The following is a 22567-nucleotide window of genomic DNA, read 5'->3' as shown; positions in this document are numbered from 1 at the left end:
GACCCTATCCGGCGGCCGCGACCGACCTGTCCTGCCACCACCGGACGGTCTCCTCGGCGGCACGGTCCAGCGGGGTCGGGGTCAGCCCGAGCCGGGCCTCGCTCTCGGACGAGTCCATCACGAACGGCTCCTCGAACTGGTACAGCATTTCGGCCAGCTCGCGGCTCCCCTGGTGCACGAGCCCGCCGCCGCGGATCACCCAGCCGGGCAGGGTGCTCACCTTCGGGGCGGGAACCCCGGCGGCCTTCGCGTAGGCCTCGACCATCTGCCGCTGGGTGACGGCCGGGACCGTCGGTGCGTGCAGCACCGAGTTCCACAGCGCGGGGTCGTGGGCGGCGACGATCATCGCGGCCGCGAAGTCGGGAACGTACGTGAACGAGTGGGGCAGGTCGGCGGAACCGAGGACGCGCATCGTCTTGCCCGCGAGGACGACGGGCACCATGCGCTCGCCGGCGTGCGCGTTCAGCACCTGCGGTCCGAAGAAGTCGGACGCGACGACGCTCACGGTGGGGGTCGAGGACTCGGCGCGGGCCTTCAGCAACCGGGTCCGGATGCCGCGTTTGCCGGAGTCGGCCGACCGCGGCGTGTGCTCGGTCATCGGCTGGTGCGACGTGTCGTAGGAGTAGAGGCTCTCGGGGAACACTACGACGGCGCCGACGCGGCCTGCGGCCTCGAGCACGGTCTGCTCGGCGGCGGGGAGTTCGCGCTCCCACGCGTCCGCGCTGTAGGCGGCGTGGATGCAGTGGTAGACGGCGACTGCTCCGTCGAATGCCTCACGCAGTGCGTCGGCGTCGGAGACGTCGACCTTCCGCCGCTCGATCAGGGGATGGTCCGGGCCGCTGCCCGACCGCGTGAGGACCCGCACCTGGCGCCCTTGCTCGGCGAGCTGCAGGGCGACGGTCCAGCCGACGGGTCCTGCTCCGGTGACGATCTCGATGTTCGACATGTCCGCTCCTGCTGTGTGAGTCGATTTCGACGATTCGAGAGCACTGCTCTCTGTCTGATTCGAGAATGCTCCCCCTCGACCTCATTGTCAAGAGCACTGCTCTCCTTTGTTGACACCGCTCTCTGAAATTGCCACCCTGGACCCCATGCCAGGAACACCACGGGAGCGCGCCCGCGAACAGACGTTGCAGGACATCACGAGGATCGGACGCGAACAGCTGGCCGCGGTCGGCGCCGCGGCCCTGTCGCTGCGGGCCGTCGCGCGGGACCTCGGCGTCGTGTCCTCCGCCGTCTACCGGTACGTCAAGAGCCGCGACGAACTGCTGACGCTGCTCGTCGTCGACGGATACAACGAACTCGGCGACGCCGCGGAGGCAGCCGTCGCGTCCGCCGCCGAACCGCGGGAACAGTTCCTGGCACTCGGCCGGGCGGTGCGCGAGTGGGCGCTGCGTGAGCCCGCCCGCTACGGATTGCTGTTCGGCAGCCCGGTTCCCGGCTACCAGGCGCCCGGCGAGCAGACCACGACTCCGGGGACGCGGGTGATCTACGCACTCGTCGGGATCTTCGACAATGCGTTCCGGGTGGGCAGGCTCGAGGCGGCCGCGGCGGCGCCCATCGACGACGAGCTCGCGGCAGACCTCGACCGCATCCGCGCCGAACTCGGACTCACCACCCCCGACCCTCTGCTCGCCCGCGGCGTGCTGGTCTGGTCGGCGCTGTTCGGGGCGGTCAACTTCGAGGTGTTCGGGCAGTACGGAGCCGACACGTTCACCACACCGGGGGCACTGTTCGAGCACCACCTCGCGGTTCTGGCCGAGACGGCGGGGCTGCCCGCGGCGTAAAGCGGCGAACCGGACGCACGTCGCGTCCTCCGTCACATCGCGTCCGCCGCGGTGGGATGATGTTCAGGTGGCGCACGCAGAAGAACCCGAAGATCGAACGGCGTCGACGGAACCGGTGGTCCGGCCCGGCAGCCTGTTGGTCTCGTCCACAGATCTCGTCGAACCCGCATTCCGTCGCACCGTGATCTATGTGATCGAGCACAACGACGCCGGCAGCCTCGGCGTGGTCATCAACCGTCCCAGCGAAACCGCGGTGCACGACGTGCTGCCACAGTGGGCGCCGCTCGCCGCGCGCCCCTCCGCGCTGTACGTCGGCGGCCCCGTCAAACGGGACGCCGCACTGTGCCTGGCGACGCTGCGCACCGGTGCGCAGGCCGACGGTGTCGCGGGTCTGCGCCGGGTCCACGGCCGCGTGGTGATGGTGGATCTCGACTCCGACCCCGAGGTCATCGCCCCGCTGGTGGAGGGTGTCCGGATCTTCGCCGGCTACTCCGGCTGGACGTACGGCCAGCTCGACTCCGAACTCCAGCGCGACGACTGGATCGTGATCTCGGCGCTCGCGTCGGACGTGGTCGCTCCCGCCCGGGTCGACGTGTGGGCGCAGGTGCTGCGCCGGCAGCCGCTCCCCCTCGCCCTGCTCGCCACTCACCCGATCGACGTCGAGCGCAACTAGCCGACACACCCCGCGCACGTCCCTGGACTGTCGGGGACGGGTGGTATCAACAGAGGTGGGGAACGAAGTGAGGAGGACAGCACACGTGATCGACACCTGTCACGGAACACTGATCGTGCACGCGCTCTACGGAGCAGAGTGCACGGACGAGTCGTGCGTCGAGTTGTCCGAGGTCCGGCACGCACTGATCATCGACTGCGACGAATTCGGCGACTGCGTGTGCTCGGCGGAGTTCGCCGAGCAGCTGCGTCACGCATCCTGAGAATCCACCTCGAGCGTCACCCCGACCTCCGACAGGCGTCGGCGCAGCTTCGGAAGATGGCTGCCCGGCCAGTACAGCTGCGCACAGTCCCGGCACCGGCTGAACTCGTGTTCGTTGCCCGCGACGCCCGGTGGTGCCTCGGCGAGCGCCTCGGCACGGGGAACGGGCGCGAGAAGTCCGTTGCACCGCGCGCACCGCGTGAACGGTGAGATTCGCGACCGAAGGTCGAAGCGGTCCAGCACTTCCCGCAACTGCCTGCGGGGGTTCGTTTCGTGCAGGAACGCACCGTGGGTGAGCGCCGACCTCTTGAGTAGGCCGGTGTCCCGGGTCAGGACGATGCGATGCTCGGACAGGGAGATGTCCACCAGTTCCGGGTCGGCGAAGTCGTTGCGGTAGCGGGTGTCGAATCCCAGCAGGCGGAGGTAGCGGGCGAGTCGGCCGAGATGCACGTCGAGCACGAACGTCGGGTCCCGCAGCGGTCGGGGACGCAGTTTCGTGACTCCGGTCAGCTCGAGTCGCTCGAACATCGGGTACACGGCGACCCGTTCGCCGCCGCGCAGCAGGTGCGCGAAATCGACCGACACTTCGTCGACGAGGATCAGATCCACCTCGGTGTGCGGGACGCCCAGCGCCTCGATCCGGTCCTTCACCGACGGGGTGCCGTCGAATTCGTGCTCGAACGTGTGCTTGCGCCGTACCGGCGGCAGAAAGTCGTTCAGCTCCTCGTAGAAGCGGAACTCGCAGTGACGAAGCGGCCCGGGCATCGGCATTTCACATCCCTCATGCCACAGTACTGGCCGACTCCTCGCGGCTGCGCCTCGAATACTTCTGGATCAGCGGGAAGAGCACGAACGTCGCGGCGAACACGACGGAATGCAGCCGCCAGTGCTTCAGTCCCTTCAGCGCCTCCTGCGGCGACAGCCGCGCGCCGTACAGCAGGAACAGGACGCCGATCGCGATCCGGGTGGCCCACTCGAGCACGGTCTGACCGGTCCCCGACACGGGAAAACACTCCCCAGGATCGCCACGGCGACGATGCCGAGGACGAACCCGTCGAGGTGGAACCGGCTGCGAAATTTCACTGCATCAAGGGTAGAACGGCGTGGTCACGACCCTTCGTGCGGACGCTCAGCACCGCGAGGACGCCGCACAGGACGGCGCCGATGATCGCGAGTTCGATGATGGCGACGTGCATGCCCTGGACGGTGATGGCGATGCCCGCGCAGATGGACGGCACGGCGAGGCCGACGTAGCCGACGGTGAAGAACGCGGCGAGCGTCCCGCCCTGGGCGTCGGGGGCGTGCTCCGCGGCGGCGGCACCCACCGCGCGCATCGCTCCGGCGAACGAGAGTCCGTGCCCCACACCGACGATGACGGTCACGACGCACAGCAGGGCGAGGGACGGCACGAAGTCGACGACGAGCAACCCGATCATGCCTGCACCGACGGCACCGATGCCCAGGGTTCGGCAGAGCACGGTTCCGAGCCGGTTGGCCACGAGTTGCGCTGTCACCGAGCAGATCATGACCAGTGCGGCGGCACCGCCGGCGACCACGAGGTTGTCCACGCCGAGCAGGCCGATGATCCACGTCGGGACCACCGACTGGAACAGGCCCACGGCGCCCCACGCCAGGGCGACACCGAGGGAGGACAGCCAGAACACCTGGCGGATGGGTGCGGGGACGTGCGGGACCTGGAACAACTGGGTGGGGTGGGACTGCCCGCCGGTGGGTGCGGGGAGCAGCAGCACCATGATCAGCGCGGGCAGCAGCGCCAGCGCGAACAGCACGTACGGCAGGACCAGGGCGTGCGGGAGATACTGCGCGACGGCCCCGCCGAACAGCGGGCCCAGCGACGCACCGAGCGCGGTGGTGAGGGTGGCGGCGAGACCTGCGCGGCGGAGGTTCCGGGCCGGTTCGTGCTCGATGAGGGCGGCGGACCCGGCGGCCGAACACGCACCGACGGCGATGCCCTGGGCGATTCGGCCGAAGAACAGCCAGATGGTCGAGTCGGCGAACGCGAGGACCACGGCGCCCAGCAGGCTGAAGGAGATGGCGGCCAGCAACACGAAACGGCGTCCGAGTGCGTCGGACAGCGGGCCGAAGAACAGCAGCGAGGGAAGCAGTCCGGCGACGTAGACGGCGAATATCAGCGTCTGGACCAGCGGAGTGAATCCGAACTCGTGGCGGTAGAGCGAGTACAGCGCCGTGGGGATGTTGGCGCCGAGAAGCAGCACGACGAGGAGGTAGTTCAGGCCATGGAAGTGGCGGCTGGTGCGGGCGGTGGAGGTCGGGACGGTGTCGGCATGAGCGGTTGACGTGGACGTGTGGGGTCGCCTCCTCGGGCTGTCCGAATACATGGGACGTCCTACGTAGTTTAGGCGGGCCGGTCGTGAGTCGCGAGCCGGCGAGGTGTGAGGATGAGTACATGACAGTGGTTCGGCGCGAATCCGCGTATCAGCAGTCCCTGGACTGGATGCGTGGCCGGATCGCCCAGGGCGACTGGACGGTGGGCGAGCGCATCCCGACGGAACCCGAGCTGATGACGCTGCTCGGGGTCGGGCGCAACACCGTGCGCGAGGCCATCAAGACCCTGACGTCGACGGGCATCCTCGAGATCCGGCGCGGGTCCGGGACGTTCGTGCGGGCCCGCACCGACATCGGCGGGCTGCTCGGGCGGCAGGTCGCGGTCGCCGAGATGCTGAACGTCTTCGAGGTCCGGCGGGCGCTCGAGACGGAGGCCGTCCGGCTCGCGTGCGGTCGCCGCACCGACGACGACCTGCGGTCCCTGTCCGCGCTACTGGACGAGCGGCAGCGAACGACGGATCAGCCGTCCCGATTCGCGGACGCCGACCTCGCGTTCCACCTCGGGGTCGTGGAGGCCGCGCACAATCCGGTGCTGTCCGACCTGTTCGCCGGGATCCTCGAACCCACCCGCGCCACCTACGACTTCACCGAAGGCGTCCACCCCCCGTCGCTGACCACCGACGACCATCGCGCCGTCATCGACGCGATCGCCGCCCGCGACGAGGACGCCGCGGTCCGGGCCGCCCTCGGCTACCTCGACCGCGTGCTCGACGCGGTGCACCAGGCCTCCCGCCCGTGAGTGGTTAGCGAGTCCCTGCACTCCCGGGCCACTCACGGGTGGCGGAGCCGCCTGTCGGCGAACGTGTTGAGCGCACCGGCCAGCTCTTCGGCCCGTGCGCTGGTGACGGTCAGCCGGTCGCCGCACGCGGTCGTGACGATCACGGCGGGACCGGTCCTCGTCACGACGCCGTAGTTCCGTCGGCCCTTCACCTTGAGTCCCCAGCCGCCGAAGTCGTCGAACGGCTTGATCACGTCGACGCGGGCGCCCTCGATCTCGTCGATGCCGTACTGCAGGGCGGTCATGCCCATGTTCACCACCCGGATGCCGGACGGATCGACGATCACCCGAAAGCGGAGCAGGCTCACGATCAGCAGCCCGACGGGAAAGAACACCGCGAGCGGCCACCACCCGTCGACGAGCAGGCAGACGGCGACAGCGGGCGCGACACCGAGCAGCAGGAGCAGCACCAGCGAGCCGACGGTGCCGAAACCGACCGTGTCCGCGACCGTCGCCGGGTCGTCGGCGCGCGGCAACCGGGGGTCGGGAGGACTGGTGGCGGACACCCGGGGCCGGTAGTCGCGCAGCAGGGCGGCGCCGAGCAGGCCGACAATCGCGCCGATCACGACACCGACGCCGAGCGACCACAACGGAAGTTCGGTACTCGAGACGTCGGTGACGTCGAGTTGGACGTAGAGCAGCACCACCTGCACGGTCAGGATCAGACCGACCACGGACAGTCCGACGACGAGCATCGTGCGGCGCATCATCAGCATCGCCTGGGCCAGTGCGGCGATCGCGGCACATCCGCCACCGAACAGGACTGTCACCAGGGCAAAGGTCCAGGCACTGGACATCGGGGTGGAGAAGCCGTCGGGCGAGGTGGTGGTCCAGTGGGTGGCGATCTCCACCGGAAGCCGCGGTTCCCAGACCTTCGTCAGGATCACCCCGAACAGGGCGGCGACGACCGGCAGCAGGAGACCGAACACTGCGCCTGCGGGGTCGACGACGCGCGAGGACTTCAATGGACGGGCCGTCGGCAGCCGGTCAGGACGGCTGGCAGGCGCCCTTCAGCGTGCACGCACCGCAGGAACTGCCGCACTCGCCGGTGTCGGCGGCGGGCACCGCCGCGGCGGCACGGGCACCGAGCGATCCGCCCGTCGCCGCGGTGAGAGCGGCGGCCACGACGCTGACGAGGACGGCACCGATTCCGAAGACTCCACCGATCAGGATTGCGGCGATTCCGCCGATGACGAGGAGCCCGGCCGCGGCGAGCAGGGTGGGCCCTGCGACCTTGTTGGCCAGCGCAAACGTCTGATCGTCGCGCATCGTCTCGGGGGTGCGGACACCCGCCCACCGGTTGCGCGGGAGGCGCTCGGCGAGGCCTGCAACGGCGACACCGGAGACAGCGACGGCGAGCACGAACAGCACGACGGAGGCAATCAACACGAGACCAGGATACGGCGGACCCGGACGCGCAGGTGAGCCCGGGTGGGGTGAGGCTCTACCCTGGTTGACGGTATCCCCCTAATTCAGAATGTCAGCCAAGTAGATAGCGACCACAGTGACCGAGCACGTGCAGCCCGCCAACCCGTCCGACGCGACCCCGCAGCACCGCTACACCGCGGAGCTCGCCGGCCAGATCGAGCAGCGCTGGCAGGACCGGTGGAGCGAGGAGGGCACGTTCAACGCGCCCAACCCGGTCGGTCCCCTCGCCGGCGACGTTCCCGCGGACAAGTTGTTCGTGCAGGACATGTTCCCGTACCCGTCGGGGACGGGTCTGCACGTGGGTCACCCGCTCGGCTACATCGCCACCGACGTGTTCGCCCGCTATCACCGCATGCAGGGCCACAACGTGCTGCACACCCTCGGCTACGACGCGTTCGGTCTGCCTGCCGAGCAGTACGCGGTGCAGACGGGTACGCACCCGCGGACCACCACCGAGGCCAACATCGTCAACATGAAGCGGCAGCTGCGCCGCCTCGGGCTCGGCCACGACGAACGCCGCACATTCGCGACCACCGACACCGACTTCTACCACTGGACGCAGTGGATCTTCCTGCAGATCCACGACGCGTGGTTCGACAAGGAGGCGGGCAAGGCCCGGCGGATCTCGGAGCTCGAGGCCGAGTTCGTGTCGGGCGTGCGGTCGCTGGAGGACGGACGGGACTGGGCGTCGCTGTCCGTGTCCGAGAAGGAGGCCGTCCTCGACTCCTACCGCCTCGTCTACCACTCCGATTCGATGGTCAACTGGTGCCCCGGTCTGGGCACGGTGCTGGCGAACGAAGAGGTCACCGCGGACGGTCGCAGCGACCGCGGCAACTTCCCCGTGTTCCGTAAGCACCTGCAGCAGTGGATGATGCGCATCACCGCGTACTCGGACCGTCTGGTGGACGACCTGGAGTACCTGGACTGGCCCGAGAAGGTCAAGACCATGCAGCGCAACTGGATCGGGCGCTCGCACGGTGCGCAGGTGAAGTTCCAGGCGGACGGTCATGAGATCGAGGTGTTCACGACGCGTCCGGACACGCTGTTCGGCGCGACGTACGTGACGCTGGCGCCGGAGCACGAACTGGTGGACGACATCGTCGCGGCCCAGTGGCCCGAGGGTGTCGATTCGCGCTGGACCGGTGGTGCCGCTACGCCTGCCGAAGCGGTTGCGGCGTACCGGAAGTCGATCGCGGCCAAGTCGGATCTCGAGCGTCAGGAGTACAAGGAGAAGACGGGCGTCTTCCTCGGTACCTACGCGGTGAACCCGCTGAACGGGCTCGAGCTGCCGGTGTTCATCGCCGACTACGTCCTCACCGGCTACGGCACGGGCGCCATCATGGCTGTCCCGGGTCACGACCACCGCGACTACGAGTTCGCGACCGAGTTCGGTCTCGACATCGTCGAGGTCATCTCCGGCGGCGACCTCACCAAGGACGCGTACACCGGCGACGGCACGATCGTGAACTCCGATTTCCTGAACGGGATGAGCGTCGCCGACGCCAAGAAGGCGATCACCGACCGTCTGGAAGCGGACGGCACCGGCAAGGGCACCATCCAGTACAAACTGCGCGACTGGCTGTTCGCCCGCCAGCGGTACTGGGGCGAGCCGTTCCCGATCGTGTACGACGCCGAGGGCAACGCGCACGCCCTGCCGGAATCGTCTCTGCCGGTGGAGCTCCCGGAGGTCGAGGACTACGCACCCGTGTCGTTCGATCCGGACGACGCGTCCTCGGAGCCCTCTCCCCCGCTGGCCAAGGCCGTCGACTGGGTCAACGTCGAACTCGACCTCGGCGACGGACTGCAGACGTACCGCCGCGACACCAACGTGATGCCGCAGTGGGCCGGCAGCTCCTGGTACCAGCTGCGGTACATCGACCCCACCAACCCGGACGTGTTCTGCGACAAGGAGAACGAGCGGTACTGGACGGGTCCGCGCCCGGAGATCCACGGACCCAACGATCCCGGCGGCGTCGACCTGTACGTCGGCGGAGTCGAGCATGCGGTGCTGCACCTGCTGTACTCGCGGTTCTGGCACAAGGTGCTGTTCGACCTCGGCTACGTCAGCTCGAGCGAGCCGTACCGCCGCCTGTACAACCAGGGCTACATCCAGGCGTACGCGTACACCGATGCGCGCGGCGTGTACGTACCCGCGGACGAGGTGGAGGAGAAGGACGGCAAGTTCTTCCACCAGGGCATCGAGGTCAACCGCGAGTACGGGAAGATGGGCAAGAGCCTCAAGAACTCCGTGTCGCCGGACGAGATCTGCGAGGAGTACGGCGCCGACACGCTCCGCGTGTACGAGATGTCGATGGGTCCGCTGGACACGTCCCGCCCGTGGGCGACCAAGGACGTCGTCGGTGCGCAGCGCTTCCTGCAGCGTGCGTGGCGTGTGGTCGTCGACGAGGAGTCCGGTGCAGTGCGCGTCACCGACGACGCCCCGACGGAGGACACGCTGCGCGCGCTGAACAAGGCGATCGCCGGTGTGAGCGAGGACTACACGGCGCTGCGCGACAACACGGCCGCGGCCAAGCTGATCGAGTACACCAACCACCTCACCAAGGCGTACCCCGGCGGTGCCCCCCGCTCGGTGGTGGAGCCGCTTGTGCTGATGCTGGCACCGCTGGCCCCGCACCTCGCGGAGGAGTTGTGGTCGCGGCTCGGGCACGAGAAGTCCCTGGCCCACGGACCGTTCCCGGTGGCCGAGGAGAAGTGGCTGGTGGAAGACACCGTCGAGTACCCGATCCAGGTCAACGGCAAGGTCCGCAGCCGCGTGACCGTCGCCGCCGACGCCCCGCGCGAGGAGATCGAGAAGATCGCGCTGGCCGACGACAAGATCGTGGCGCTCCTCGACGGCCAGGATCCCCGCAAGGTGATCGTCGTTCCCGGCAGGATGGTCAACATAGTGCGCTGACGCGCCCGTGAGTACTTATTAACCACCGGCGGTTAACAAGTACTCACGGGTGGTTTGATACATGGGTGCAACTCGTGATCGAGGCAACCGACCTTCCCGGATCGTCGTGCCCGCCGGGAACCAATTTCCCCGGCTACGACAACATCCACGTGGCGGTGCAACGCCGCGGTGCACACGGCGACCTACTCGGTCTGCATCCGGGAGACGCGACCGCGGCGCGCTGGGTTCTCGACTGCACGGCGACCCCGACGCCGACGGGTCTCGACATCACCGGACCGTACGTGCAGGGCCGGCCGGGCGCGCGGTTCGTCTACCTGTCGTGGGGGACGCTCGATGCCGACGGCCGATTCGACATGTTCCGCCGGGCGAAGTTGATGTGGGACGCGGTGGATCCGGCGACTGCGGACGCGGCGTCGGCTGCCGGCCGCATCACGGCGCGTCTCGGGCTCACCGACGCCCGGGGAAACCCGCTGTGCGCGGCGGTGCGTCCGCCGTTGGTCGAGTGGTCGGCGTAGCCGATCGCCGTACCCCCTGCGCGTAGGGTGAGGGTATCGGCGGCACTTCGTACGCGAACGCCCGAGATCGCGTCGCCGCCGACAGAGATATCGGCCGCTTTGCGGCCGAGGCGGGAGCGTCGTCATGACGCTACAACAGGATCGCAACTTTCCCGGTCGTCTTCACGGCGCCCATACTCGTGGCGGCCCGGCGCAGTCGCCGCGGCTTCGGTTGAAGCCGGAAGCGCCCGGTGCCGGCACGGTGGACGGCGCCTGGTGGCCCCGGTCCCGTGACCTGACCGTGGAGATTGCGGATCTGGTTGCGCTGGTGGCGGTTCGGATGGGTGTGGTCGATCGAGTCGTGTACGACCTCAAGGCCTGGCTTCCTGCGCCGCGCCGGGTCATGGTCGCGGGACGATCGGTGCATCTCGACGGTTACGAGTACCAGCCGCTCAACACCCTGTACGTGAGCGGTCTGAAGCGGACGAGGTTGACGCTCCTGGTGGTGCCTCCCGAGGCCGATGCCCGCTATGCCGACTCGACGATGCATACGGCCGCCAACCCCAACAGTGCCCTGACCGCCGACGAGTTGCTGATGTCGGGCATCAGGGATGGCTTCGACCGCACTGCGAGCGCGAAGGGACGTGAACGATGACGCACGACGACAACATCACGCATTCCGGTCGTGGGCTGGGACTTTCTCGGCCGGCCGACGGTGGGCAGCCTTTCGACGCACCCACCCGGACCCCGAGGCTGCTCCTGCGCGCTCGCGGCGAGGTGTCGGAGGGCGTCGACGGGGCGTGGTGGCCCCGAACCACCAATCTGACCACCGAACTGCACGACCTGATCAGCGCGTTGACGGATCGAGTGGGAACGACCGAACGCGTCGCCTTCGATTGGAACTCGCTGAGCATCTCGCAACGCGGCATCGACCGGCGGGACGGCATCGAGGTGTCCGGCCCGGATCCGGATCAGCCGACCGACATCATGTACGTCTTCGGTACCGACGGACGTCGCCTCGACATCTTGATCGTCGGGCCCAATACCGACGCCGACAACGCTTTCGAGGCGATGAAGAGGGCTGTGGGTCTCGCTCCGGACCAGTAGTCGCTATCGACTCTCGGCGTCGTGGAGGGCCGGTGACCGATCGACGTGACGGGGACGCTTCTCCCGCATCCACGGCAGTGCTGCGGACGCGATCAGGACGACGGCCATTCCCGCCCACTGCACCGGCGACAGTTGCTCGCCCAGCAGAATCTGTGCGGCCAGCACCCCGACCACCGGTTCGAGCAGTCCGAGGAGGCTGACCGAGGCCGAGCCGAGCGCGCGCACCGCGATGAAGGAGCAGCCGATCCCGATGGGCATCAGCAGGAGCCCCTGGAACAGAATGGACCCCCACCCGCTGGGTGCGAACGTCCAGGACTGTCCGTCGACGACGGCGATCGTGCCGGTGGCGATTCCGGCGCCGAGTGACGCCAGTCCGCCGGCGGCGACGGGGCTGACCTGGTGCACCCATCGTTCCCCGACCACCAGATACACGGCGTACCCGGCGGCGCTGAGGAGGGCGAGTATCGCCCCGTTCAGGGCGACGGCGGAGCCGCCCGCGCCTGCGACGAGCGCGATGCCGCCGGACATCGCGAGGGCCAGCACCAACTGACCGCGGTGGATCCTGTTCCGGGTGAGCACCCAGACCAGTGCCATCACGAACAGTGGGTAGATGTGGACGATCACGACCGCGATCTGGGCACCGGTAACCCGCACTGCCGCAAAGAAACACAGAAGCTGGATTCCGAACAGTGGGCCGCAGACGACGCACAGCCCGACAGCGGACTTCCAGGTCACGCCCGTCAGTCTTCCGGTGGACCAGGCCAGGAGTAGCAGGAGTGCGGCACCGACGAGGCTGCGGAGGCAGACGAGGACGGCCGGCGACACTCCACCGGCGTAGCCGATCGCGGCGAACGTCGGGGTGAGTCCGTAGGCGACCGCGGAGGCCGCACCGCATCCCCAGGCGACGGCACTGCGGCCGCGGGTGGTGCTATCGCCCATGGACTCGAACGCGTCGAGCGGTCCGCGGTGGTCGGGTCACCATGTCCGCGGCGCGACGAGTTCGTCGTGAACGAACTGCACGAGAACCTCTTTCATGGCGGCGACGGTCATGTTGGGTGCGCCGGTGAGTACCTGGATGGCGGTTCCGTCGGTGAGCGCGGTCAGCCGCTGCGCGATGGTCTCCGGGTCGACGTCGGTGCGGAAGATCTCCTGGCGTTGTCCGCGCCGGACGATCTTGACGACGGTTTCGTGCCAGCGCGCGTAGTAGGTGTTGTGGAACGGGCGGAGTTCGGGTCGCAGCGTGGCCTCGGCCCAGAACTGCAGCCAAATGGACCACTCGTCGCGCAGCGGCCCGACGCGGGGCAACTGCATGTCGATCAAGCGGAGCAGCCGCTCGTGGGCGTTGTCGATCGCTTTGAGTTCGCGGCTCTGCCGGTCGAACGCGTTGTCGATGGCGTGGCGGAGGGCCGCCGTGAGGACGTCACTCTTGCCGGGGAAGTAGTAGTGCACCGCCCCGGTGCTGGTGCCGACGACCTGTGCGATATCGGAGATACGGACCGAGTGGTATCCGCGCTCGGCGATCAGCTGAGCCGCGGCATCGAGTATCGCCGTTCGGCGCGCGTCCTCGGTGAGTTGAGCGGTCACTGTCCCTCCTTCGATGGTCATCTGACTGATCCATCAAATCATACGCCTCAAACTGACGCATTAGTCAGACGCCGCGCTGCTTGGGCGGAAGGGGTCGGAGTCGGACGTTCTCAGGCATAACCGCAGCTCAAACAGCCTTAACAGGCACGGGGAACATTCGGACGTCGCGTCAGTTTTCGGCAAACTCTTGACATCTGTGGGCTGCGTCACGGTATAACTGATGCATCAGTCAGACCCCCGGGTCGGAACGGCAGCGACGAGAGGCGAACGCTCGATGGAATGTGAGAACCCAGGTGGAGGCGCCGGGCAGGTGCTGCGCCCCGACGTCCATCGCGGGCGGGTGGCACTGATCACCGGTGGAGGCACCGGGATCGGACGCGCGATCGCACTGGACATGGCGAGGTGTGGAGCCGACGTCGTCATCAGCGGCCGCCGGTCCGAGCCCCTCGAAAAGACCGCCGCCGAGATCGAGGCGCTGGGCGCCCGGGTGCTCGCAGTGCCCGCCGACATTCGCGAGGAAGAGCAGGTGACCGACCTGGTCGACCGCGCGCTCGACACGTTCGGCCGGATCGACATCCTCGTCAACAACGCGGGCGGCCAGTTCGCGGCGCCGGCCGAGGACATCACGAGCAAGGGATGGCGCGCCGTGCACCGCCTCGCCGTCGACGCCACCTGGGCGGTCACCCGGGAGGTCGCCGTTCGCGCGATGATTCCGCAGCGGTCGGGATGCATCTTCTTCATGGCGTTCTCCCCGCGTCGCGGAATCGCATCGATGGTCCATGCCACCTCCGCTCGCGCCGCCCTCGAGAACCTCGCCTCCGGACTGTCGCTGGAGTGGAGCCGGTACGGAATCCGGTCGATCTGCATCGCCCCCGGCACCATCGCGACGGAGGGCATGGAGGGCAACTACACCGAAGAGGCCCGCGCGCAGTGGACGTCCGCGGTTCCGCTCGGTCGCCTGGGTACGGCCGAGGACGTCTCCGGAGTGGTCACATTCCTCGCCTCCCCCGCTGGCAGTTACGTCACCGGCACCACGCTGGTGATCGACGGCGGCGCCGACGCCTGGGGTACGGGCCATCCCGCTCCGAAGGTCGAGGAGACGCGATGAGCGCGATCACCGACCGCGACCTCACGGCACTGTTCGACCCCCGGTCGGTCGCCGTCCTCGGTGCCAGCAACGACGAGACGAAGTACGGCAACTGGATCAGCGTTCAGGCCCTCCGCATGACGGGCAACCGGTCGGTCCACCTCGTCAACCGGCGCGGTGAGCGCATCCTGGGACACCCCTCGCTCCGCAGCCTGTCGGAACTCGACGAACGAGTCGATCTCGTCGTCATCACCGTTCCGGCACAGGGTTTCGAGGAGGCCGTGGACGACGCCCTCGCGGCGGGCGCCACCGCGATCGTCGGTGTCACCGCCGGTTTCGCCGAACTCGGTGCTGCCGGAAAGGCTGTGCAGGATCGGGTCGTGGAGCGGGTGCGAGCGGCCGGAGCCGTCCTGCTCGGGCCGAACTGCCTGGGTGTGCTGGACTCGAGCACCGCGCTGACGCTGGCCTCGAACCCGCTTCCGGCCGGACGGGTCGCGCTGCTCTCCCAGAGCGGCAACATGGCACTCGAACTCAGCCAATTCCTCGAGGCCCGCGGCCACGGGTTCTCCCGGTTCGCCTCGCTCGGGAACCAGGCAGACCTCGGCGCCGCCGACCTCATCCGCTCCTGCGTGGAGCACGATGACACCGATCTCATCGCCGTGTACTGCGAGGACTTCGGTGACGGGCGGGCGTTCGTCGACGCCGCCGCCCAGGCATCCCGGGCCGGGAAGCCGGTCTTATTGCTGACGGTGGGTGGCAGCGAGGCATCCATCCGCGGGGCACAGTCGCACACGGGATCGCTGACATCCGACAGCGCGGTCATCGACGCGGCCTGCCGGGCCGCCGGGGTGTACCGGGTGTCGAGTCCACGGCAGCTCGCGGACGTGGCGGCCTCACTCCTCGGTTACGGACCCGCGGAGGTGCGCCGGGTCGGCGTCATCGCGGACGGCGGCGGGCACGCGGGTGTCGCGTCCGACGTCGTGGAGGCTGCCGGACTCGCGGTGCCCGAGTTCGCGGCCGATGTCAGCAGCGCACTGCGCGCCCTGTTGCCGCCGTCCGCCGGGGTGACGAACCCCGTCGACCTCGCCGGCGCCGGGGAACAGGACATCACCTCGTTCGTCTCGGTCCTCGACACCATCCTGCAGAGTCCGGCCGTCGACTCCGTCCTGCTCACCGGATATTTCGGCGGCTACGGGAGTTACGGTGAGAACCTCGCGCGAGCGGAGGTCGACACCGCCCGTGCGATGGCGGAGACGGCGCGAAACCACGGCAAGCCGGTCGTCGTGCACACGATGCATCCCGACAGCGCCGCGGCCCGGGTCCTCGCCGACAGCGGAGTCCCGGTCTTCCGGGCGGTCGAGGATGCCGCGGGTGCGCTCGGGGTCATCGCGGAAACCGCTGCGCCGCAGCATCCTGCGGGCGGGGAGAGTGAGCCGGCCGAGCCGGTCACCAGCGACGCCTACTGGGACGCCCGCGAACTCTTCCGCGGTGCGGGCGTCGAGTTCCCGGAAGCGCAACTGGTGCGGACGTGCGCCGAGGCGGTGTCAGCGGCAGACAAGGTGGGATACCCCGTGGTTCTGAAGGCGATGGGGTTGCTGCACAAGTCCGACTCCGGCGGGGTCGCACTGGGTTTGGAAACCGCGCAGCAACTCACCGACGCGTTCACGCGGATGGACGACTCGCTCGCCGCGCCCGCCTACTGCGTGGAGGGAATGGCGGACCTCAGTGAGGGAGTCGAACTCATCGTGGGCGTCCAGACCGACCCGCGGTTCGGTCCCGTGGCGATGGTGGGTCTCGGCGGTATCTTCACCGAGGTCCTCGCCGACGTCGCCTTCGCGCTGGCGCCCGTCGATGCGGAGACCGCCCGTGGTCTGCTCGACAATCTGCGGGCGTCCGCTCTGCTCCGAGGGGTTCGCGGCAGGCTCCCGATCAACCTCGACGCGGCCGCGGACGCCATCGCCGCCGTCACGGCTGTGGCCACCGCACACCCCGAGATCGCGGAACTCGAGATCAACCCACTGTTCGTCACTCCGAAGCACGCCCTCGGGCTCGACGCACGCATAGTCCTCAGCTCATCGAACATCAACTGACACAAGGAAGTTCTTTCATCATGGAATTCGCATACAGCCCCCGCCTCGCCGACCTCAAGGAGCGCGCACGCGCCCTGACCGACACGATCATGCAGTTCGAGGACGAGTGCGAAAGAAACAACGGAATTTCCGACGAATCCCACGCCACCATCAAGGCGGCCGTCCTCGCATCGGGACTGCAGGCGATCAACACCCCCGTCGAGTACGGCGGTGCCGGACTGACGGTGCTCGAGCAGGCCGTCGTGCAGGACGAACTCGGTAAGCTCACCAACGCGCTGTGGGACACGGTGTGGCGGCCCGCGAACCCGCTGACCCACGCGACCCCCGAACAGCGGGAGCGCTACCTGATTCCCGGTGCCCGCGGCGACCGTCGCGACGCCGTCGCGATCTCCGAGGCCAACGCGGGCTCGGACTTCTCCGCGGCGAGCACCACCGCGACCCCCGACGGCAACGGCGGGTACATCATCAACGGCGAGAAGTGGTTCGTCACGGTCGGTGACGTCGCCGATTACCTCATCGTGCTGGCCAACGTCGAACCCGAGCACGCCGCAACGATCTTCCTGATCGACGTCGACACCCCGGGTGTGAAGATCAAGCACATCCCCCGCTACACGCACACCTTCGTCTACGAGCACCCCGAGTTCACGTTCGAGAACGTGCGCGTCGGAGCCGACGCCGTGCTCGGCGGCATCGGGCAGGGCCACGACCTCACCCGCGACTGGTTCACGGAGGAGCGGCTGATGATCGGCGCACGCACGATCGGTGCCGCCGAGCGGGCGCTGACCCTGGCCGTCGACTGGGCGCGGGAGCGGGTGCAGGGCGGCGAGCCGCTGATCAACCGTCAGCTGATCCAGGGCATGATCGCCGACTCCGTCGTGGACATCACCACCAACCGGGCGCTCACCCACCAGGTGGCGTGGGAATTCGACCAGGCCGACCCTGATGATGCCGATCTGCGAAAGACGCTGCACGCCAAGGCAGCGACCGTGAAGCTGGCCGCCTCCGAGGCGTCGAACCGGGTGGTCGACCGGGCCGTCCAGATCTTCGGTGGGCGCGGCTACATCCGCGACTACCCCGTCGAGCGGCTGTGGCGCGAACTGCGCGTCGACCGCATCTGGGAGGGCACGTCGGAGATCCAGCGCCTGGTCATCGCGAACGAGGCCAACAAGCGGGGTCTCGACAACCTGCTGTCGTTCCGCTACGAGGCCGGGGAGAAGTAGCACGATGTCGACCGAGAACGCCGGGACCGTCGATGTGCGCCGCGACGGCGACGTCGCCGTCGTCACCCTGAGGCGCGAACAGAAGCGGAACGCGCTGTCCACGCACATGGAAGCCGAACTGCTCGGCGCACTGGGGTCACCCGAGGTGAAGTCCAGTCGTGCGGTGGTCCTCACCGGGGGCGACTCGGTGTTCTCGGCCGGCGCGGACGTCACCGAACTGCGGGAGATGACGCCGGAGGCGATCGCCGAGTACTACCGGACCTCCGGGTCGGTGTACGAGGCGCTCGCGGCTCTCCCGCAACCCACCGTGTCCGCGATCACCGGCTACTGCCTCGGCGGCGGGCTCGAACTGGCTCTCGCCACCGACATCCGCGTCGCCGATCCGTCCGCGGTCTTCGGGTTCCCGGAGATCGGAATCGGGATCCTCCCCAGTTCCGGTGGGGTCACCCGCATCACCCGCATCGTCGGGGCGGGCCGTGCCCGCGACCTCGTCCTGCGCGGACGGCGCTTCGATCACACCGACGCCGAACGCTGGGGCGTCGTCAGTGAGATCGCCCCTTCCGCGGAGCACGTGAAGCAGGCGCTGAGCATCGCGCACGAACTCGCGGCGTATTCGCCACTGGCGCTGAGCATCACCAAGCAGGTGCTGGACGTCAGCGCCGACTCCCCGCATCATGCTTCGCTGCTGCTCGAGCAGCTCGCCTACTCGGCGCTGAACAAGACAACCTCTTAGCGGTACCGGCCGAGTGCGGCCGACTCGACCGCCACCCCCAGGGTGACGGCACCAATCTACGTAGTGGAGACGACATGAGTTCCTTCGACGTGATGGACAGACCCGCCAAACGCGGGTTTCACACCAAGCTCCTGGTCGCGTGCTGTGGCGGACCATTCCTGGACGGGTACGTCATGAGCATCATCGGCGTGGCCCTGCTCGGGGTGACCGAGCAACTTCACCCGACGACAGCCGAGGCAGGGTTGATCGGCGCGGCCTCGCTGATCGGTATCTTCTTCGGCGCCACCGTGTTCGGCTTCCTCACCGACCGGATCGGCCGGGAGAAGATGTACGCCCTCGACCTGGTGGTGCTGGTCGTCGCGTGTGCACTGTCGGTGTTCGTTCAATTGCCGTGGCAGCTCATCGTTCTGCGCTTCGTCATCGGTGCGGCCATCGGTGCCGACTACCCCATCGCCACCTCGCTGCTCACCGAGTTCACCCCCACCAAGAAGCGCGGCGCCATGGTCGGGATGTCGGCTGTCGCGTGGTCGGCGGGCGCGGTTTCCGCGTACGTGGTCGGTGCGCTCGTCGTCGGCATCTCCGGTGGCAACGACCATTGGCGCCTGCTCCTCGCGTCCAGTGCGGTGCTGGGTCTGATCGTGATCCTGGTACGCCGCGGAATCCCGGAGTCGCCGCGCTGGCTCCTGAAGAACGGCCGGGTGGCCGACGCCGAGGCCGTGGTCGAGAAGATCTACGGGGAGAAACTCGACCTGAGCAAGGTCACCGTCGAGGACACGGCGGACAAGCCGAAGGCCGACATCCGGATCTACTTCCGCGGCCAGTACCTGGCCCGGCTGATCATGTGCAGCGCTTTGTATCTGGCGGTCGTCACCCCGCTCTACGCGTTGCTGACCTTCCTGCCCACGATCCTGTCGGGCTTCTCGATCTCCGGTGACGGTTCCGCGGGGCTCATCGTCGAAACCGTCATCATCGGGCTCATCGTCGCCGGATCCATCCCCGCACTGTTCCTGGTCGAGAAGTGGGGCCGGCGTCCGATCGCCGTGGTCCCGTTGGCCCTGATGGTGATTCCGCTGGCAGGGCTGTGGTTGTGGGCGGACGGTCCCCTCTGGTTCATCGTCGCCGCCTTCTGCGCGTACGCGTTCATCTCCGGCGGTCCGAGCATCCTGGTGTGGATCTACCCCAATGAACTCTTCCCCACCGAGTTCCGGGCGACTGCGGTGGGAATCGCCACCGCGGTGAGCCGGTTCGGCGCCGCGACGGGCACGTACCTGCTGCCGCTGAGCATCTCGGCGCTGGGAACCGGCACCACGATGCTCTTCGGTGCGGTGCTGACGGCGGTCGCGTTCGTGATCTGCTTCTTCATGTCGCCGGAGACGAAGGGGAAGTCGCTGGAAGAGGTGTCCTCCGTGTCCGCTGCCCCGGTAATGGGGACGAGCGCTCCCCGGCTGGAGAAGTTGGAGGAGGCGTCCGCGCCGCGAACCTGAGGATCGTTCCCTCCCGCCCCTGCCGGCTTCCGACGTCGGCAGGGGCGGGCCCCTGTGCGAACATGTCCCGCTGCCTGGGAGAAGGGGCTCCCCACCGGGCCGGTGCTGCGTTACTCTCACCACTAGAACACGTTCTATTCGACTGAGGAGTTCGCATCATGGCACCGTCCGCAGAAGACATCCGCAAGACCGTCGAGAGGTACATCGAGGCGGTGGCCACCGGGACCGCCGACGACGTCGTCGCACTGTACGCCGAGGGCGCCACCGTGGAGGATCCGGTGGGAACCGAGCCGCGAACCACGGTGGAATCGCTGCGGGAGTTCTACGGGGTGATCGAACCGCTGAAGCAGACCGGCGAGCTCCTGACGCTGAAGATCGCCGGCAACTCGGCCGCGTTTCACTTCTCCCTCGTCACCGACCTGGGTGAGCAGAAGCTCGAGATCGCGCCGATCGACGTCATGACGTTCGACGACGACGGCAAGATCACGTCCATGCGCGCATTTTGGTCGCAGGAAGACATGATCACGAGCTGACCGACGCCGGGCCCGGCAACCACACCGCAATTCGGCCCGGCTGATCAGCGACTGTGCTTACCATGGCGTGGTGGCCACCGACGTCGCCGGGCAGGCCGCACGGCGTGCCCGACGCAGAGCAGTCGTTCGAGCCGGTACGCGCCCCGGGCGCGCACCGCGTAGCTGGCTGTCGGTCGCCGGGGCGCTGACCGCCACGGTGCTCGTGGCGTGCTCCTCGGGTTCCGAGGGCCACCCCGATCCGGTCGGCCTGGACCGGGCCACCGACAGCGGGCAGCTTCCGTGGACGGAAGTGCTGCTTCCACCGCAGACGCCGACGACGGTCCCGTTCGGTCCGCCGGGCACCGACCTGCCGAGCGAACCCCGCGCCGCCGGGATCCGGGTGATCGGCGACCGTGCCGGTCTCTACGGCGGAAGCCCCGACCGGGTGCTCTGCGACCGGCAACGCCTCGTCGACGACCTCGAGCAGGATCCCGCGATGCTGCAGGCCTGGTCGAGCGTGTTCCAGGTCGACGACGTGCGGAATTACGTCCGGACCCTGACACCTGTGCTGCTCCGTGCGGACACCCGCGTCACCAATCACGGCTTCGACGACGGGCATGCGAGCGCATTCCAGTCCGTCCTCGAGGCGGGGACCATCGTGTTGATCGACGACCACGGCGTCCCCCGCGTCCGATGTGTGCGCGGAAGCCCACTGCTCTCCCCGGTGGTAAACGAGAACGCGGACGTGCAGGGCGATCCGTGGCCGGGTTTCCAACAGGACAGGTTGTACGTCGTGCAGCCCTCCAACCTGGCGATGACCGAAGTGACCGTGGTGGATCTGATGACCGGTGGACTGACGCCGATGCCGATCGGTTCCGGCCCGCAGCAGCCGGCGGAGCGCCCGAATCCGGTGGCACCCGTGGAAGCCCAGGCGCCGGTAGTGGATTCGCCGCCCGCGGTGGTGCAGCAAGCCGCTCCCCGTCCCGCGCCGGCTCCCGCCCCGGAACCTGCGCCTCCGCCCGCTGCGGCTCCGCCCCCGCCCCCACCGCCGCCACCTCCCCCGCCGCCCGCACCCGAACCGCCGGTGAATTACCCGCCTCCCCCCGCGCCGGCGCCCGCACCGCCGCAGCAGATTCAGGTGCAGATACCGGGTCTGCCACCCATCGTCATCCCCATTCCCAACTGAGGGTCGGCCGCGGAGTACTCGGCTACAGGGTGACGAGCGCGGCGTTGATCACGATCGCCTGGGTGAAGAGCGTCCAGTCGTTGATGATGTGCGCGCCCGTCGAGACCCACAGGTTCTTGGTCCGGATGTAGGCGAGGGTGAGCACCAGCCGGGCCCCGCCGATCACGATGAAGGCCTGCGCGAAGTTCCAGTCGTAGGTTTGCAGGTGGGCGGCGCCGAACCACACCGCACTGAGGAGCCAGGCCAGGATGATCGCGGTCTTGCGGGACAGTTTCGCCTTGGCGAACAGGAAATACATCAGCGCGAGAAACGGGACGATGGTGAAGACTTCTTCGCCGACCAATTGGATCCCGGTTCCCACGTAGAACGCGGCCGTGTCGAGCGCACCGCCCTCGCCCGCACCGTCGATGGCCTCGTTGGACGCCACCCCGAACAGGGCGCGCACGATCAACGCCAGCACCGACGTGACAACGAGGTTGAGCACGGCGAAGCCGATCATCGTGAGGACGTCACGGCCGTGCACCTTCCGGAACAACGCTGTCCAGTGCTCGCGCGTCACCATCGCCAGCACGACGAGCGGGATACCGACGAACAGGATGCGCGGAATCAGCGCAACGACGTTGTCGGTCTGCGGGATGAGGACCAAGGCCGCGAAGCCGACTGCGACCGAGGCCCACGCCAGGACCCACTGCCGCACCGACAGCGTGGTCGGCGTCCCGTTGTAGAAGGGGAAGTCGACGTCGTCACGGCGCTCGATCAGGGGACCGAAGCGGTCGTGGGACGACGCCGGTTCGTGGACGGGAACGGCTCTCGGGCCGGAACCACTACTCATCGATCAGCCCCTCTGCAGGTGGGTGGACTC

The 22567-nt window shown here is 68.3% G+C and carries 23 protein-coding genes and 1 pseudogene; 15 read left to right on the top strand and 9 right to left on the bottom strand.

Features of this window, described 5'->3' with window-relative positions; genetic code table 11:
- Positions 1-4: 4 nt before the first annotated feature.
- The gene (locus QM841_RS28885) at positions 5-946 is read right to left on the bottom strand and encodes an NAD-dependent epimerase/dehydratase family protein (protein ID WP_283334677.1); all 942 of its coding nucleotides are present in this window, start codon (positions 944-946) and stop codon (positions 5-7) included.
- 145 nt (positions 947-1091) lie between these two features.
- On the opposite strand from QM841_RS28885, the gene QM841_RS28880 reads away from it, so the two are divergent.
- The 3 genes from QM841_RS28880 to QM841_RS28870 all read left to right on the top strand — a co-directional run bounded on the left by QM841_RS28880 (position 1092) and on the right by QM841_RS28870 (position 2722).
- Positions 1092-1787 (top strand): TetR/AcrR family transcriptional regulator, encoded by a 696-nt coding sequence (locus QM841_RS28880; RefSeq protein ID WP_283334676.1) that lies wholly within the window; start codon positions 1092-1094, stop codon positions 1785-1787.
- Positions 1788-1854: 67 nt separating this feature from the next.
- Positions 1855-2460, top strand: a complete 606-nt coding sequence (locus tag QM841_RS28875; RefSeq protein WP_009476712.1) for a YqgE/AlgH family protein — start codon at positions 1855-1857, stop codon at positions 2458-2460.
- Between the two features lie 85 nt (positions 2461-2545).
- The gene (locus tag QM841_RS28870; RefSeq protein ID WP_174233816.1) at positions 2546-2722 is read left to right on the top strand and encodes a hypothetical protein; all 177 of its coding nucleotides are present in this window, start codon (positions 2546-2548) and stop codon (positions 2720-2722) included.
- Here the strand turns inward: QM841_RS28870 and QM841_RS28865 are convergent.
- The 3 genes and pseudogenes from QM841_RS28865 to QM841_RS28855 form a co-directional block, all read right to left on the bottom strand.
- Positions 2710-3492, bottom strand: coding sequence for a Mut7-C RNAse domain-containing protein (locus tag QM841_RS28865; RefSeq protein ID WP_283334675.1), 783 nt, complete (start codon positions 3490-3492; stop codon positions 2710-2712). The genes QM841_RS28870 and QM841_RS28865 overlap by 13 nt on opposite strands.
- 61 nt (positions 3493-3553) lie before the next feature.
- Positions 3554-3804, bottom strand: a pseudogene (locus QM841_RS28860) (bile acid:sodium symporter); the annotation flags it as partial.
- Positions 3801-5081: an MFS transporter gene (locus QM841_RS28855; protein ID WP_283334674.1), complete on the bottom strand. Its 1281-nt coding sequence runs from the start codon at positions 5079-5081 to the stop codon at positions 3801-3803. The gene QM841_RS28855 and the pseudogene QM841_RS28860, both read right to left, overlap by 4 nt.
- Before the next feature lie 68 nt (positions 5082-5149).
- Here QM841_RS28855 and QM841_RS28850 point away from each other — a divergent pair, with 68 nt between their 5' ends.
- Positions 5150-5827 carry a FadR/GntR family transcriptional regulator gene (locus QM841_RS28850; RefSeq protein ID WP_283334673.1) on the top strand — a complete coding sequence of 226 codons (678 nt, stop codon included), beginning with the start codon at positions 5150-5152 and terminating at the stop codon, positions 5825-5827.
- Between the two features lie 32 nt (positions 5828-5859).
- Here the strand turns inward: QM841_RS28850 and QM841_RS28845 are convergent, their stop codons facing one another.
- Both QM841_RS28845 and QM841_RS28840 read right to left on the bottom strand, forming a co-directional pair.
- Positions 5860-6831 (bottom strand): DUF1648 domain-containing protein, encoded by a 972-nt coding sequence (locus QM841_RS28845; RefSeq protein ID WP_283334672.1) that lies wholly within the window; start codon positions 6829-6831, stop codon positions 5860-5862.
- A 22-nt stretch (positions 6832-6853) separates the two neighbouring features.
- Entirely contained in the window at positions 6854-7255 is a 402-nt protein-coding gene (locus tag QM841_RS28840) for an SdpI family protein (RefSeq protein ID WP_283334671.1), read from the bottom strand.
- A 115-nt stretch (positions 7256-7370) separates the two neighbouring features.
- Between QM841_RS28840 and leuS the strand changes: the two genes are divergently transcribed.
- The 4 genes from leuS (at position 7371) to QM841_RS28820 (ending at position 11809) form a co-directional block, all read left to right on the top strand.
- Positions 7371-10208 carry a leucine--tRNA ligase gene (leuS, locus tag QM841_RS28835; protein ID WP_283334670.1) on the top strand — a complete coding sequence of 946 codons (2838 nt, stop codon included), beginning with the start codon at positions 7371-7373 and terminating at the stop codon, positions 10206-10208.
- A gap of 65 nt (positions 10209-10273) precedes the next feature.
- On the top strand, positions 10274-10723 hold the full coding sequence (locus QM841_RS28830; protein WP_283334669.1) for a DUF5990 family protein: 450 nt from the start codon (positions 10274-10276) through the stop codon (positions 10721-10723).
- Between the two features lie 124 nt (positions 10724-10847).
- Positions 10848-11357 (top strand): DUF5994 family protein, encoded by a 510-nt coding sequence (locus QM841_RS28825; RefSeq protein ID WP_280783033.1) that lies wholly within the window; start codon positions 10848-10850, stop codon positions 11355-11357.
- Positions 11354-11809, top strand: coding sequence for a DUF5994 family protein (locus tag QM841_RS28820; RefSeq protein ID WP_283334668.1), 456 nt, complete (start codon positions 11354-11356; stop codon positions 11807-11809). The genes QM841_RS28825 and QM841_RS28820 overlap by 4 nt, the downstream gene beginning before the upstream one ends.
- A 3-nt stretch (positions 11810-11812) precedes the next feature.
- Here the strand turns inward: QM841_RS28820 and QM841_RS28815 are convergent, their stop codons facing one another.
- Both QM841_RS28815 and QM841_RS28810 read right to left on the bottom strand, forming a co-directional pair.
- Complete coding sequence (locus QM841_RS28815) at positions 11813-12748, bottom strand: DMT family transporter (protein ID WP_280783031.1); 936 nt, start codon at positions 12746-12748, stop codon at positions 11813-11815.
- A gap of 36 nt (positions 12749-12784) precedes the next feature.
- The gene (locus QM841_RS28810) at positions 12785-13414 is read right to left on the bottom strand and encodes a TetR/AcrR family transcriptional regulator (protein WP_005249163.1); all 630 of its coding nucleotides are present in this window, start codon (positions 13412-13414) and stop codon (positions 12785-12787) included.
- A 253-nt stretch (positions 13415-13667) separates the two neighbouring features.
- Between QM841_RS28810 and QM841_RS28805 the strand changes: the two genes are divergently transcribed.
- The 7 genes from QM841_RS28805 (at position 13668) to QM841_RS28775 (ending at position 21705) form a co-directional block, all read left to right on the top strand.
- Positions 13668-14501: an SDR family NAD(P)-dependent oxidoreductase gene (locus QM841_RS28805; protein ID WP_011596223.1), complete on the top strand. Its 834-nt coding sequence runs from the start codon at positions 13668-13670 to the stop codon at positions 14499-14501.
- Positions 14498-16570, top strand: a complete 2073-nt coding sequence (locus tag QM841_RS28800) for an acetate--CoA ligase family protein (RefSeq protein WP_283334667.1) — start codon at positions 14498-14500, stop codon at positions 16568-16570. Before QM841_RS28805 ends, QM841_RS28800 begins: the two co-directional genes overlap by 4 nt.
- Before the next feature lie 20 nt (positions 16571-16590).
- A complete protein-coding gene (locus tag QM841_RS28795; protein WP_283334666.1) occupies positions 16591-17790 on the top strand; it encodes an acyl-CoA dehydrogenase family protein in 1200 nt (399 codons plus the stop codon).
- 4 nt (positions 17791-17794) lie between these two features.
- The gene (locus QM841_RS28790; protein ID WP_283334665.1) at positions 17795-18523 is read left to right on the top strand and encodes an enoyl-CoA hydratase/isomerase family protein; all 729 of its coding nucleotides are present in this window, start codon (positions 17795-17797) and stop codon (positions 18521-18523) included.
- A 74-nt stretch (positions 18524-18597) separates the two neighbouring features.
- On the top strand, positions 18598-20007 hold the full coding sequence (locus QM841_RS28785; RefSeq protein ID WP_283334664.1) for an MFS transporter: 1410 nt from the start codon (positions 18598-18600) through the stop codon (positions 20005-20007).
- A gap of 158 nt (positions 20008-20165) precedes the next feature.
- Entirely contained in the window at positions 20166-20540 is a 375-nt protein-coding gene (locus QM841_RS28780) for a nuclear transport factor 2 family protein (protein ID WP_005262400.1), read from the top strand.
- Positions 20541-20607: 67 nt separating this feature from the next.
- The gene (locus tag QM841_RS28775) at positions 20608-21705 is read left to right on the top strand and encodes a DUF6777 domain-containing protein (protein WP_349307426.1); all 1098 of its coding nucleotides are present in this window, start codon (positions 20608-20610) and stop codon (positions 21703-21705) included.
- Positions 21706-21727: 22 nt separating this feature from the next.
- On the opposite strand, the gene QM841_RS28770 is transcribed toward QM841_RS28775, so the two are convergent.
- Positions 21728-22537, bottom strand: coding sequence for a CPBP family intramembrane glutamic endopeptidase (locus tag QM841_RS28770; RefSeq protein ID WP_283334662.1), 810 nt, complete (start codon positions 22535-22537; stop codon positions 21728-21730).
- Positions 22538-22567 lie beyond the last annotated feature (30 nt).

Origin of the sequence: Rhodococcus sp. IEGM 1307 (assembly GCF_030056915.1) — a bacterium.
Taxonomy (GTDB): Bacteria; Actinomycetota; Actinomycetes; order Mycobacteriales; family Mycobacteriaceae; genus Rhodococcus_F; species Rhodococcus_F opacus_D.
The sequence above is the reverse complement of the archived record's forward strand: the minus strand, read 5'-3'. Positions and strand labels throughout refer to the sequence as shown.

Excerpts from the sequence above, each read along its gene's own strand:
- QM841_RS28885 (WP_283334677.1), bottom strand. The coding sequence starts at position 946 with ATGTCGAACATCGAGATCGTCACCGGAGCAGGACCCGTCGGCTGGACC.
- QM841_RS28880 (WP_283334676.1), top strand. The coding sequence starts at position 1,092 with ATGCCAGGAACACCACGGGAGCGCGCCCGCGAACAGACGTTGCAGGAC.
- QM841_RS28865 (WP_283334675.1), bottom strand. The coding sequence starts at position 3,492 with ATGCCGATGCCCGGGCCGCTTCGTCACTGCGAGTTCCGCTTCTACGAG.
- QM841_RS28855 (WP_283334674.1), bottom strand. The coding sequence starts at position 5,081 with ATGTATTCGGACAGCCCGAGGAGGCGACCCCACACGTCCACGTCAACC.
- QM841_RS28850 (WP_283334673.1), top strand. The coding sequence starts at position 5,150 with ATGACAGTGGTTCGGCGCGAATCCGCGTATCAGCAGTCCCTGGACTGG.
- QM841_RS28825 (WP_280783033.1), top strand. The coding sequence starts at position 10,848 with ATGACGCTACAACAGGATCGCAACTTTCCCGGTCGTCTTCACGGCGCC.
- QM841_RS28820 (WP_283334668.1), top strand. The coding sequence starts at position 11,354 with ATGACGCACGACGACAACATCACGCATTCCGGTCGTGGGCTGGGACTT.
- QM841_RS28815 (WP_280783031.1), bottom strand. The coding sequence starts at position 12,748 with ATGGGCGATAGCACCACCCGCGGCCGCAGTGCCGTCGCCTGGGGATGC.
- QM841_RS28810 (WP_005249163.1), bottom strand. The coding sequence starts at position 13,414 with ATGACCATCGAAGGAGGGACAGTGACCGCTCAACTCACCGAGGACGCG.
- QM841_RS28805 (WP_011596223.1), top strand. The coding sequence starts at position 13,668 with ATGGAATGTGAGAACCCAGGTGGAGGCGCCGGGCAGGTGCTGCGCCCC.
- QM841_RS28800 (WP_283334667.1), top strand. The coding sequence starts at position 14,498 with ATGAGCGCGATCACCGACCGCGACCTCACGGCACTGTTCGACCCCCGG.
- QM841_RS28795 (WP_283334666.1), top strand. The coding sequence starts at position 16,591 with ATGGAATTCGCATACAGCCCCCGCCTCGCCGACCTCAAGGAGCGCGCA.
- QM841_RS28790 (WP_283334665.1), top strand. The coding sequence starts at position 17,795 with ATGTCGACCGAGAACGCCGGGACCGTCGATGTGCGCCGCGACGGCGAC.
- QM841_RS28785 (WP_283334664.1), top strand. The coding sequence starts at position 18,598 with ATGAGTTCCTTCGACGTGATGGACAGACCCGCCAAACGCGGGTTTCAC.
- QM841_RS28780 (WP_005262400.1), top strand. The coding sequence starts at position 20,166 with ATGGCACCGTCCGCAGAAGACATCCGCAAGACCGTCGAGAGGTACATC.
- QM841_RS28770 (WP_283334662.1), bottom strand. The coding sequence starts at position 22,537 with ATGAGTAGTGGTTCCGGCCCGAGAGCCGTTCCCGTCCACGAACCGGCG.